Annotated in this window: 11 protein-coding genes and 1 CRISPR repeat array (1 of these 12 cut by a window edge); of the genes, 4 read left to right on the top strand and 7 right to left on the bottom strand. The window is 72.5% G+C overall.

Features of this window, described 5'->3' with window-relative positions; translation table 11 throughout:
* On the bottom strand, window positions 1-495 hold a 495-nt coding region (locus BU198_RS21220), incomplete at its 3' end, for an NAD(P)H-binding protein (RefSeq protein WP_188298437.1).
* Window positions 496-588: 93 nt separating this feature from the next.
* On the opposite strand from BU198_RS21220, the gene BU198_RS21215 reads away from it, so the two are divergent.
* Window positions 589-1002, top strand: a complete 414-nt coding sequence (locus tag BU198_RS21215) for a winged helix-turn-helix transcriptional regulator (RefSeq protein WP_188298436.1) — start codon at window positions 589-591, stop codon at window positions 1000-1002.
* Window positions 1003-1077: 75 nt separating this feature from the next.
* Here the strand turns inward: BU198_RS21215 and BU198_RS21210 are convergent, their stop codons facing one another.
* The 6 genes from BU198_RS21210 to BU198_RS21185 form a co-directional block, all read right to left on the bottom strand.
* Entirely contained in the window at window positions 1078-2367 is a 1290-nt protein-coding gene (locus BU198_RS21210; RefSeq protein WP_188298435.1) for an alpha/beta hydrolase family protein, read from the bottom strand.
* 139 nt (window positions 2368-2506) lie between these two features.
* The gene (locus BU198_RS21205) at window positions 2507-2725 is read right to left on the bottom strand and encodes a hypothetical protein (RefSeq protein ID WP_188298434.1); all 219 of its coding nucleotides are present in this window, start codon (window positions 2723-2725) and stop codon (window positions 2507-2509) included.
* A 155-nt stretch (window positions 2726-2880) separates the two neighbouring features.
* Window positions 2881-4035 carry an oxygenase MpaB family protein gene (locus BU198_RS21200; RefSeq protein ID WP_317620232.1) on the bottom strand — a complete coding sequence of 385 codons (1155 nt, stop codon included), beginning with the start codon at window positions 4033-4035 and terminating at the stop codon, window positions 2881-2883.
* A 242-nt stretch (window positions 4036-4277) separates the two neighbouring features.
* The gene (locus BU198_RS21195; protein WP_188298432.1) at window positions 4278-5507 is read right to left on the bottom strand and encodes an acyl-CoA dehydrogenase family protein; all 1230 of its coding nucleotides are present in this window, start codon (window positions 5505-5507) and stop codon (window positions 4278-4280) included.
* A gap of 5 nt (window positions 5508-5512) precedes the next feature.
* The gene (locus BU198_RS21190; RefSeq protein WP_188298431.1) at window positions 5513-6541 is read right to left on the bottom strand and encodes a phosphotransferase family protein; all 1029 of its coding nucleotides are present in this window, start codon (window positions 6539-6541) and stop codon (window positions 5513-5515) included.
* A gap of 305 nt (window positions 6542-6846) precedes the next feature.
* Window positions 6847-7458: a TetR/AcrR family transcriptional regulator gene (locus tag BU198_RS21185; RefSeq protein WP_188298430.1), complete on the bottom strand. Its 612-nt coding sequence runs from the start codon at window positions 7456-7458 to the stop codon at window positions 6847-6849.
* 161 nt (window positions 7459-7619) lie between these two features.
* Here BU198_RS21185 and BU198_RS21180 point away from each other — a divergent pair, with 161 nt between their 5' ends.
* The 3 genes from BU198_RS21180 (at window position 7620) to BU198_RS21170 (ending at window position 11182) form a co-directional block, all read left to right on the top strand.
* Complete coding sequence (locus BU198_RS21180; RefSeq protein WP_188298429.1) at window positions 7620-8579, top strand: alpha/beta hydrolase family protein; 960 nt, start codon at window positions 7620-7622, stop codon at window positions 8577-8579.
* Window positions 8580-8666: 87 nt separating this feature from the next.
* Window positions 8667-9686, top strand: coding sequence for an aldo/keto reductase (locus BU198_RS21175; RefSeq protein ID WP_188298428.1), 1020 nt, complete (start codon window positions 8667-8669; stop codon window positions 9684-9686).
* A gap of 269 nt (window positions 9687-9955) precedes the next feature.
* On the top strand, window positions 9956-11182 hold the full coding sequence (locus BU198_RS21170) for a hypothetical protein (protein ID WP_223244723.1): 1227 nt from the start codon (window positions 9956-9958) through the stop codon (window positions 11180-11182).
* Between the two features lie 209 nt (window positions 11183-11391).
* Window positions 11392-11986: direct repeats of the CRISPR family, unit length 29 nt; unit sequence GTCCTCCCCGCACCCGCGGGGGTCAGCCG (it continues 410 nt past the right edge of the window).

The raw sequence follows: 11986 nt of genomic DNA, 5'->3' as shown, positions 1-11986 counted from the left end.
CCGCGCCACCGCCGCGAGCCCGCCGTCCCCGAGCGGGGCGCCGATCACCCCGTCCGGGCCCGGCGCCGCGATCGCGCCCAGGAACTCGGCGTACAGGCCGTTGCGCAGCACCGTCCAGCGCAGGGTGGCGGACGCGCGCAGCCGGCGCTCGGTCCAGCGGTGGGCGAGGGCGTACGGCAGGTGGTCGCCGTCGCCGGACAGGCTGGTGTACACGACGTGCCGTACGCCCGCCGCCTCCGCCGCCTCGATCGCGGCGCCGTGCCGGGCGGTCACCACGTCGTCCTCGGCGGCGCCGGCCGAGATCAGCAGCAGGGTCCGCACGCCGGCGAACGCCTCGGCCAGCGTCTCGGGCCGGTCGAAGTCCACCAGCCGGGCCGGGACGCCGCCCGGCACCCGCTCCGGCGTGCGCGAGCCGGCCACGACCCCGTCCCGTCCGGCGAGCCGCTCCAGCACGAGCGCGCCCAGACCTCCGTTGACACCGGTGACGAGCAGCATGGGGTTCCTCCGGGGTTGTTCGTCCGTCGGCGTCGCGATCGGCGCCACGACCATCCTCGGTAGCCTGGCCGTCCGGCGTAAGGAGGCACTTTCATGTCAGCAGGGCACACCGCGGTAACCACCCCCCGCCCGGTGGTCTGGTGCGAGGACGGCGTGGACTGCGGGATCCGCGACCTGCTGGACCGGCTGGGCGACAAGTGGTCCGTGCTGACCGTCGTCGAACTCGCCCAGGGCGTACGGCGGTTCCGCGAGCTGCAACGCGCCCTGCCGGGCATCTCGCAGCGGATGCTGACCCTCACCGTGCGCCGGCTGGAGCGGGACGGAGTGGTCTCTCGGACCGTCCACCCGACCGTCCCCCCGCAGGTGGAGTACGAGCTGACCCCGCTCGGGCACAGCCTGACCCACCTGGTGCGGGCGATGACGGACTGGTCGTACGACCACCACGACGCGATCGTCTCCTCCCGCCGGCGCTGGGACGAGGCCAACCCCGGCTCGGAGATCCGCTGACTCCTTCCACGGCCTCGGGCTTCGAGGCGAGGCCGCCGCGGTTCGGCGAAAATCGAGGACGCGCCCCCACTGCGGCTACCGCTCGTACGCCACCTCAGGGAAGCGCGCCGAGGGCCCGTCCAGCAGGTGGTCGTCCTGGCCGCGCAGCCAGCGGTCGAAGAAGGACGCGACGTAGGAGCGGGTGGCGAGTTCGGCGCGGCCGGGGCGGATGTCGCCGACGTCCCTGCGCAGCTGCTCCGCGTCGAGCACGCCCTGCCGGGCGAGCTGGGGCAGCAGCGGCTGGGCGTCGGTGTACGAGCCGTGGCGGGAGCCGGTGAGGGTGACGTCGGCGTGCCAGCCGGTGCTGTGCTGCCACAGGGCGTTCCAGCCGGGCTGGTCGCGGTAGCCGCCGGAGTCCTCGCCACTGGTGCCCATCAGCAGGAACGGCCGGTTCAGGCCGTCCTCGGCGACGCTGGGCAGGACGACGCCGGTGTGGCCGTCCGGGCCGGGGAAGTGCAGCTGGCCGTCCATGTTGACGCCCGCCGTGATCCGCGGGTCGTCGTGCATGGTCTGGAGCGCGGTGAAGCCGCCCGCCGACTGGCCGACCATGCCGATCCGGGTGAGGTCGAGGGCCGCGGCCAGCCCGGCGGGCAGGCCCGGCCGGTCGGCCAGGCCGCCGAGCCGGTCCAGCACGAAGCGGGTGTCGGCGACCCGGGTGTCCATCGCCTTGCGGAGCACCGCGCCGATGTCCAGGCCGGGTTGCCCGAGCATGCCGGGGAGCACCGAGGTGGCCAGGTCGCCGTCGGGGAAGGCGACTTCGGAGGCCTCGTAGGTGTGGTCGACGGTGACCACCACGTAGCCGCGCGAGGCGAGGTCCTCGACCAGCGCCGTCCCCCAGGTGCGCGGGTCGCCGAGGCCGGGCGAGTACAGCACCACCGGGCGCGGGCCGCCGGGCAGCGCCGGGGCGTCCCGGCGGGCGTGGGTGCGGATCGCCGACCAGTCGGTGCGGCCGGGAGCGGTGCCGTAGTTGAGCAGGCCGACGCCGTCCGGGCCGTCGAAGTGCCGGCCGGCGGCGGGCTCCATGTACGGGGCGCGGTCGGCTCCGGCGGCCGGGTGGGAGGTCGGGTACCAGAGGCTGATCATCAGCTCGCGCCGCCGCCCGGGCTGCCACGGGTCCTCCCGTCCGGGGTCGGTGAGGTGCAGGGCGGTCGTCCCGATCGGGTACGGCCCGCTGGGCTCCGGCAGCCAGGCCCGCGCCTGCCGCCCGGTACCGGCCTCCGGCGGCGCGAGCGCGCCCGCCGCGGCTGTCCCCACCGTGCCCGCCAGCGCCGCCACCGCGGTCGCCGCCAGCACCACCGTCGCGACGGCGCGTCCCGCAATGCCCATGAGTTCCTCCGTGTTCCGATCGGTCGAACACGGAGGACACTACGGTCGGGGACGGGCCGCGGCCGTCATACCAGGGGGCCGACCGGTCCCTGAGTACCCGGGTGTCACACCCTTACGGGACGGTGCGGGTGACGGCCGGTCAGTCCCGCCCGAGCGCCTCGACGAACTCGACCGCCTCCAGGAGGATCGGCCTCATGCGGTCCGGCAGTTCGATGGCCTCGGTGCCGGGCATGGGGACGACGCGCGGGTCGTCGGGGAGCGCTTTGAGGCCCTTGACGACGATGCTCGCCGCGTCCAGGTCGACCCAGACCATGGCCGGGCCCCCGAGCGGGTCGGCGCCGATGAAGTGCAGTCGCATGGCAGCAAACTTCCGCAGATGTCCCGCCCGGGTCAAGGGGGCGGATCCGGCCCGGGCGGCCTGGCGCGTCTGACAGGTTCCACCCTGGCGGCAGCGGCAGCGGCGCCGTGCCCCCGCCCGGCCTGTGAGGTCGGCGGGGGCACGGCGTGCGGTGCTCAGCGGTCGTCGCCGAGTTCCTGGTGCATCTGCGGCTGGTCGTCCTGGTCGTGGGTGAGCGCGAACTTCTGGATCTGGTTGAACGTCTCGGAGGCCATGCCCAGGACGTCCTTGTAGGGGTTGACGCCGGTGGCCTTCTGGACGGAACCGCCGAGGAGCCCGCCGCCCAGGCCGCTGACCACGCCGTGGCCGGCGGCGAGCGGACCGGCGGCGAGGTCGAGGACACCCTTGGGCACGCCGGCCATGTCGGCGTACTTGTCGGTGAGCGCGTGCCGGACCAGGGCCATGAGCGCGTCGTGCGTGGGGCCGAGGTAGAACTGCTTGTAGAAGTCGACGGCCTGCTGCGTCATGAAGACGCCGTCCTCGCTCTTCTTCCACTCGTCGTCGCGCACCTGGGTCCAGATGCGCGTGACCAGGTCGGCGTCCTTGGGCAGCTGCCACCGCTCGGGAGTGCCGAGGTAGTGGTTGACGTAGTGCCAGGCACACATGAACCCGTGGGCGTCCTCCTCGGAGACGTCGATGCCGAGGTTCTTCATCGCCTCCAGGATCTGCACGCTGAACACGCAGGAGGCGCCGGTGGTGTACTTGACCGGCACCGGCTCGCCCCACTTGGCGTAGTCCCAGGTGCCGCTCCTCTTGTGCAACTGCCGCACGGAGGCGTGGACCAGGCGGACCTTGGTGACGTTCGCCGCGAGGGTGCCGTCGCGCAGGGCGTTCTTGTTGCCCATGTCGAGGAACAGCCGGGACGACTGCGACAGGCGCCGGCCCGGACCCTTGACGCCGCCGAGCCGGCCGGTCGAGCGGAGCGTGAACGCGCCTGTCGGGGAGAGGTAGGTGCCGATCAGGCCGACGGTGCCCTGGAGCATGGTCACTTCACCGTGGTGATGACCGAAGAAGCCCTCCGCGGCGTCGACGTCCGCCTCCGACCAGTCCGGCGGCGGCGCGGCGGCCTCCCGCAGGAAGTCCGCCAGCCGCTGGGGCAGTCGGGAGAGGTCCTGCCCGGGCTTGAGTGTCCCGATGGTGCGGAAGAGGGCGTTGACGCCGTCGATTTCCTTGTGGTCGAGCAGATCGGAGACGAGCTGATCGGCCTGCGGGTCACCTGCCTGGCCCGCGGCCTCCAGCTCCTGCGCCGCGTTCTGGATCGTCAAAGCCACCGAAGGGCTCCTTCCTTCGCCGAGGGGGAGCCGCCGGTCGGTACGTGCCGGGAACCGCGGTCGACACGGCGTCCCGCGCAGATGGATCAACGAGCGGCGGCATGCTTCCGACTCTGACAGAACGCCGTACCTCGGCTGCGCGACAAAACGTTTTGTCATCCCTCGAACGAGTGAAGGGCGACACACGGGTCGAACCCGCGTTGCCCTTCACTCGCCAGGAGCGGGCTGGAGTACCGCCGGGCCTAGCGGTACTTCCTGAGCTCCCGCCGGGCCAGCGAGCGCTTGTGCACCTCGTCCGGGCCGTCGGCCAGCCGCAGGGTGCGGTTGCCGGCCCAGAGCTGGGCGAGCGGGGTGTCCTGGCTGACGCCGGCCGCGCCGTGCGCCTGGACGGCCTTGTCCAGGATCCACTCGACGGTGCGCGGGGTGGCGATCTTGATCGCCTGGATCTCGGTGTGGGCGCCCCGGTTGCCGACGGTGTCCATCAGCCAGGCGGTCTTCAGCACCAGCAGCCGCAGCTGCTCGATCCGCACCCGGGACTCGGCGATCCAGTCCTGCACCACGCCCTGCTCGGCGAGCGGCTTCCCGAACGCGACCCGCTCGGTGGCCCGGCGGCACATCAGCTCCAGCGCCCGCTCGGCGATGCCGATGGCCCGCATGCAGTGGTGGATGCGGCCGGGGCCGAGCCGGGCCTGGGCGATGGCGAAGCCGGCGCCCTCCTCCCCGATCAGGTTCCCCACCGGAACCCGGACGTCCTCGAACAGCACCTCGGCGTGGCCGCCGTGGTCGGCGTCGTCGTACCCGAAGACCGTCATGCCGCGCCGGACGGTCACGCCCGGGGTGTCGCGCGGGACGAGCACCATGCTCTGCTGCCGGTGCGGCTCGGCGGCCGGGTCGGTCTTGCCCATCACGATGAGGATCCGGCAGTCGGGGTTCATCGCCCCGGTGATGTACCACTTGCGGCCGTTGACGACGTACTCGTCGCCGTCCCGTTCGATCCGGGTGGCGATGTTGGTGGCGTCCGAGGAGGCGACCTCGGGCTCGGTCATCGCGAACGCGGAGCGGATCTCCCCGTCCAGCAGCGGCCGCAGCCAGCGCTCGCGCTGCTCGGCGCTGCCGAACTGGGCGAGCAGCTCCATGTTGCCGGTGTCGGGGGCGGCGCAGTTGAGCGCGGGTGGGGCCAACTGGATGCTGCGGCCGGTGATCTCGGCGAGCGGCGCGTACTGGAGGTTGGTCAGACCGGCACCGGACTCGCCGGGCAGGCCGCGCTGGTCCACGAAGAACAGGTTCCAGAGGCTCTGCTTGCGGGCCTCGGCCTGGAGGCCGGCGACGACCGGCGGGACGGCCCAGCGGTCCCGGGCCGGGTCGGCGAGCTGGGCGGCGAGGACGGGCTCGGCCGGGTACACGTGCTCGTCCATGAAGGCGAGCAGCTGCTCGCGGAGTTCGTTCGTCCTGGCGTCGTAGGCGAAGTCCATCGGTCTCAGTTCTCCTTGAGGGTGCTCAGGCCGTGCCGGGCGAGGATCGGGGCCATCTCGCCCGCGCGGTCGAAGCCGGCGCCGAGGGTGCGGCCCTGCTGGAAGCGGAAGTGGATGCCCTCGGCGACGGCGGCGAGCTTGAAGGAGGCGAAGGCGACGTACCAGTCGAGGTCCTCCGCCCGGCGGCCGGTCGCCCCGGCGTAGGAGGCGACGATCTCGTCGGGCTTCGGGAAGCCGGGGGCGGTCATCGCGGCGGGGATGATGCCGCCGCCGACACCGGCGAGTTCGGTGTACATCACCAGGAGGCCGACGTCGGTGAGCGGGTCGCCGAGGGTGGACATCTCCCAGTCCAGGACGGCGGTGATGCTGTCGCCCTCGTCCACCAGGACGTTGTCGAGGCGGTAGTCGCCGTGCACGAGCGCGGGCGCGGGCGAGACGGGCAGCCGCCGGCCGAGCAGGTCGTGCAGCCGGTCCAGGTCGGGCAGGTCGCGGCTGCGGGAGGCGGCGAGCTGCTGGGACCAGCGGCGCAGCTGGCGCTCCAGGTAGCCCTCGGGGCGCCCGAAGTCGGCGAGGCCCACCTCGGCGGGATCGATCCGGTGCAGGACCGCCAGGGTGTCGACCAGCCTGCTCCCGAGCGCGTGCACCCGCTGCTCACCGAGGGCGGCCAGCGGGGCGGCGTCCCGGTGCGCGGTGCCGGGGACGTACTCCATGAGGTACCAGGGCGCGCCGAGGGTGTCGGTGCCGGGGTCGAGCAGCAGCGTGCGGGGCACGGGCACCCCGGTGCCGCGCAGCGCGGTCATCACGCGGTACTCGCGCCCCATGTCGTGCGCGGTGGCCAGGACGTGCCCGAGCGGCGGCCGACGCAGCACCCACCGGGAGGCGCCGTCGCCGAGGACGTACGTCAGGTTCGAGCGGCCTCCTTCGATCAGGTCGGCCCGCAGCGGCCCCTGGGCCAGACCGGGCAGCTCACGCTCCAGATGGGAACGGAGACGATTCAGGTCCACACCCGGAGGGGAGGCAGGGGTCTCGGACATCGGGCGGCTCCTCGGCCTTCTCGTTGACTAAGCGCTTGCTTAGCATTCAGCCGCCGAAGGCCCCTGTCAATGCCACGAGCCACCGTGGCGCGAACCGCGGGGCAGCCGAGAACGAGTGCGGGGCTGCGCGTCCGGCCGCACAGCCCCGCCTCCGCCTCCTGTCAGGCCGCCGTTCCATCACCGGCGCGCCACGTCGCCGAAGAGCCGGATACCCGAAGACGCTTCCCTGCGATGTAGGCAGAACCAGCGCTTCGCGGAGGCCACTTGGGCGCCGGAAGGCCCCGCGAGCCACGATGCGCAGGCCTTCAGCCCGCCTCCGCGGCCTGCGGCCGCAGCCCCCGGAGCAGCAGGTCGATCAGCCGGCGCGGGTCGTAGCCGGGGTCGCTGTCGCGCCCGATACAGAGGTTGCCGATGCCGCGCATCAGCTCGTACGCCTGCGTGCCGGGCTCGATCTCGCCGGCGTCGACGGCGGCGTCGAGCAGTCGGGTGCAGACGGGTACCAGGCGGTCGACGAAGTAGGCGTGCAGCGCGTCGAAGCCGCTGTCCGACTGCACCGCGTTGGCGAGTCCGTGCTTGGTGACCAGGAAGTCCACGAAGAGGTCGACCCACTGCCGCAGCGCCGCGAGCGGGGAGTCCACGTCGGCCAGCAGGGCCGGGCCGGCCTCGGCGCAGGCCTCGACCTGGTGGCGGTAGACGGCCACGACGAGGTCCGCCCGGGTCGGGAAGTGCCGGTAGATCGTCCCGACGCCGACGCCGGCCGTCGCCGCGATGGTACGGATCGGCGCATCGACGCCGGAGGCGGCGAACACCTCGGCGGCGGCCGCGAGGAGCGCCTGCTGGTTGCGCAGCGCGTCGGCCCGCTTGCCTCGGGCCGGGGCCGGGGCCGACGTCTGCGCGGACCGGTCTGCTGTGGACACCACGATCTCCGTCCGGGTGGCGATTGACTAAGCGGAACAGCGTTCCGTATCGTATCTGGAACAAGGTTCCGCTTTGAGTCTAGTCGAGCGGGGTCTTCCCATCCGCCTCCCCCGCCGCCTGCCGCACCAGCCCGGCAGCCGCGGGAAGGGAAAGGCACCTCATGGACACGTCGAACCACACCGCTGACACCGTCAGCGAACCCGCCCCCGTCCTCTCGGTCGCCCCGGTGGTCCTGCCGGCCCCCGGCCGCGCCGTGGACCTGCACGTACGGGTCTCCGCCCCGGTGACCGGAGGCGACCTGCCGATCGTCCTCCTCTCCCACGGCCAGGGGCCCTCGAACCACCTCTCCTCCCTGAACGGCTACGCCCCGCTCGCCGACCACTGGGCGGCGCACGGCTTCGCCGTCGTCCAGCCCACCCACCTGAGCTCCGGAACACTGCGCCTGGACCCCGACACCCCTGGCGCGCCGCTGCACTGGCGGTCGCGGGCCGAGGACATGACGCGCATCCTCGACCGCCTCGACCTGATCGAGGCCGCCGTCCCACAGCTCCTCGGACGCCTGGACCGGAGCAGAGTGGCCGTGGCCGGACACTCCATGGGCGGCCACACCGCGAGCCTGCTGCTGGGCGCCCGCCTCACCGACCCCCACGACGGCACGGAGGCGGACCTCGCCGACCCCCGCATCACGGCGGGCGTACTGTTCGCCGCGCCCGGCCGAGGGGGCGACGCCCTCACCCGGTCCACCGCCGAGCGCCACCCGTTCCTCCTGACCACGGACTTCTCCCGGATGACGACGCCCGCCCTCGTGGTCGCCGGCGACCAGGACCTCTCCCCCCACCTGACGGTGCGCGGCGCGGCCTGGCACACCGACCCGTACGTCCTCTCCCCCGGCCCCAAGTCCCTGCTCACGCTGTTCGGCGCGGAGCACGGTCTCGGCGGGATCTCCGGATACGACGCCGCCGAGACCACGGACGAGCACTCCGGGCGGGTCGCCGTGGTCCAGCGGCTCACCTGGGCGTACCTGCGCAGCCGGCTCCGCCCCGGGGATCCCGCCTGGGGCGCGGCGTGCGCACTGCTCGCGGCCGGCCCCGACCCTCTCGGGCGGGTCGAGTCCAAGTAGTGCCGGGCGCCACGCGCCGCAGTCCCGGGAGCCACGCGCCACCCTCACCCCCTTCACTCCCTCGAACCGTCATGGAGGAACACAGCCATGCAGTACCGCACCCTGGGCCGCACCGGCGTACAGGCCAGCTCCCTCGCGCTCGGCGCGATGAACTTCGGCAGGCTCGGGCGGACCACCCAGGACGAGGCCACCGCCATCGTCGACGCCGCCCTCGCCGCCGGGATCAACCTGATCGACACGGCCGACGTGTACGGCGGCGGCGAATCGGAGGAGATGGTCGGCAAGGCCATCGCCGGCCGCCGCGACGACATCGTGCTGGCCACCAAGGCCGGCCTGCCGACGGGCGAGGAGCGCAACCACCGGGGCGCCTCGCGCCGTCGGCTGGTCACGGCGCTGGACGGCAGCCTGCGCCGCCTCGGCGTCGACCACGTCGACCTCTACCAGATCCACCGCTGGGACCCGAGCACCGGCGACGAGGAGACCCTGTCCGCCCTGACCGACCTGCAACGCGCGGGCAAGATCCGCTACTTCGGCTCTTCTACCTTCCCCGCGTACCGCATCGTGCAGGGCCAGTGGGCCGCCCGCGAGCACCACCTGGGCCGCTACGTCACCGAGCAGCCCAGCTACTCGATCCTCCAGCGCGGCATCGAGGCCGACGTGCTGCCCGTGACGGAGGAGTACGGCCTCGGCGTGCTGGCGTGGAGCCCGCTGGCCTCGGGCTGGCTGTCGGGCGCGATCCGCGCGGGCCGGGAGATCACCACCAACCGCTCGACGTTCATGCCGCAGCGCTTCGACACCACCGTGCCGGCCAACCGGGCCAGGCTCGACGCGGTCGAGCAACTGGCCACGGTCGCCGGGGACGCGGGCCTGACGATGATCCAGCTCGCACTCGGATTCGTCACCGCGCACCCCGCCGTGACCAGCGCCCTCATCGGCCCCCGCACCCCGGACCACCTGCACGCCCAACTCGCCGCCGCCGACACCGTGCTCACACCCGACGTGCTGGACGCGATCGACGCCGTCGTCGCCCCCGGCGTCGACCTCGCGGCACACGAGAAGAACGACACCCCGCCCGCCCTCCTCGACCCGTCCCGGCGCCGCCGCTGACGGGTCGCCGGCGGCGCCGGGACGGTCGGCGGGCACCCGGAGGACCTCCCATTTGTGACAGCAATCACTGCAACCAAATCCCGTGCCACATAAGCAAGTTGCTCCAATCGACTCCCCCTCCGCGGTCGCGTCGGCCATCCCTCGACAGGGGTCGATCAATAGTGTTCTGATGATCACATTCATTGATCACCTTCCGAACATCACCTGATCGAACATCAGAGAAATGAGGTCTCGTGCGGACTGCTCGCGGCACTGCCGTCCTGCTGGCAATGGGGGTCCTCGGGGCCTCCGCCCTGGCCACGGGATGCTCCGGCACACCGAGCAGACCCGCGGCCACCGCCACCGGCACCACCCCGGCCGCCAGCACGCCGAGCACCCCGTCCGAGACACCCGCCCCGCCACCGCCCGCTCCCACCCCCACCTGGGACGGCCAGGTCAGGATCCTCGGCGACGGCTCCACCTCCGACACCGGCCCGCAGCCCAAACAGCCCACGCCCGAACGACTGAAGCCCGGCGAGAAACCGCCCCAGTTCGTCGTCTTCTCCTGGGACGGTGCCCTGGAGGGCGACGATCGCCTGTTCTCCCGCTTCCGCAGGCTCGGCACCGAGAACAACGCCCAGATGACGTTCTTCCTGAGCGGCCTCTACACCCTCCCCAAGTCCAAGAGCACCCTCTACCACCCGCCCCAGCACAACCCCGGCGCCGCCTCCATCGACTACGCCACCGACCCCCACATCAAGGACACCCTGGAGCAGCTCCGCCTGGCCTGGCAGGACGGAAACGAGATCGGCACCCACTTCAACGGGCACTTCTGCAACGCCAAGGGCGGCGGCGACTGGAGCACCGAGGAGTGGAAGAGCGAACTCGACCAGGCGATCTCCTTCGTCACCAACTGGAAGACCAACACCGGCTTCAAGGACCTCCCGCCACTCCCCTTCGACTACACCAAGGAACTGGTCGGCGGCCGCGCCCCCTGCCTGGAGGGCCAGAAGAACCTGCTCCCCGCCGAAAAGGCGACGGGCTTCCGCTACGACGCCAGCTCCCCGGGCGAGTTCCAGGTCTGGCCCGTCAAGAAGGAGGGCATCTGGAACTTCCCGCTCCAGATGCTCCCGTACTCGGGCAAGGCCACCCAGAGCCTCTCGATGGACTTCAACTTCCTGGCCAACCAGTCCGGGAACAGCACCAACGGCGACCCCAAGAAGTACGACACCTGGGAGAAGGAGACCCGCGACAGCTACCTCGCCGGCTTCGAACGCGTCTACAACGGCAGCCGCGCCCCGCTCTTCATCGGCAACCACTTCGAGGACTGGAACGGCGGCATCTACATGCAGGCCATCGAGGACGTGATGAAGAGCGTGTGCAAGCGCGACGGCGTCCGCTGCGTCTCCTTCCGCCAGGTCGCCGACTGGCTCGACGTCCAGGACCCCAAGGTGCTCGACAAGCTGCGCCAGCTCGACCCCGCCCAACCGGCCGACTGGTCCCGCCTGACGAAGTGACCGGGGCGCCACCCCTCGGTGGCCGGGTCCCGCGCGATGGCGCGGGGCCCGGGCCGCTGTCCGGATCGGGCGGCCGCCTTCGGTCACATGGCATGATGCACAGGCACTTTGACACCTCAACAACTCCCACAGGGCAACGCCTGGACGCTGACGCGTCGGCTCGCGCAAAGAAATGGCAAAGCCGCCGCATCACCCCAGGTCGCAAAGGGGTCCTCCCCGCACCCGCGGGGGTCAGCCGCCGCCGTCCGTCGAGTGCCAGGCCGGCCGCCAGTCCTCCCCGCACCCGCGGGGGTCAGCCGGCCGCGTGGCTCGACCGGGCCGCCCTCGCCGAGTCCTCCCCGCACCCGCGGGGGTCAGCCGGTGGCCCCTTCGGTGGGCTGGAATCCGGTTTCGTCCTCCCCGCACCCGCGGGGGTCAGCCGCCGCCCTGGAAGCCGCGGACGGCGACATGGACGTCCTCCCCGCACCCGCGGGGGTCAGCCGGCGATCGAGGATGCGACGCCCGGGGTGGCTGCGTCCTCCCCGCACCCGCGGGGGTCAGCCGAGGACTACGTCCTCTTCCTCCACGGCCGGCGAGTCCTCCCCGCACCCGCGGGGGTCAGCCGCTGCGCGGCTCCTTCCTGGAGCAGGCCCAGGTGTCCTCCCCGCACCCGCGGGGGTCAGCCGCCACCGAGACCGCCGACGGCCTCGAAGTCCTCGTCCTCCCCGCACCCGCGGGGGTCAGCCGCTCGCCGCCGCCCCGGCCAAGACCGACTCCGGGTCCTCCCCGCACCCGCGGGGGTCAGCCGTTGCCCTTGCCGGTGGC

The organism is Streptomyces sp. CBMA156, from assembly GCF_014596515.1.
Taxonomy (GTDB): domain Bacteria; phylum Actinomycetota; class Actinomycetes; order Streptomycetales; family Streptomycetaceae; genus Kitasatospora.
This window is presented reverse-complemented; position numbering and strand designations above follow the sequence as displayed.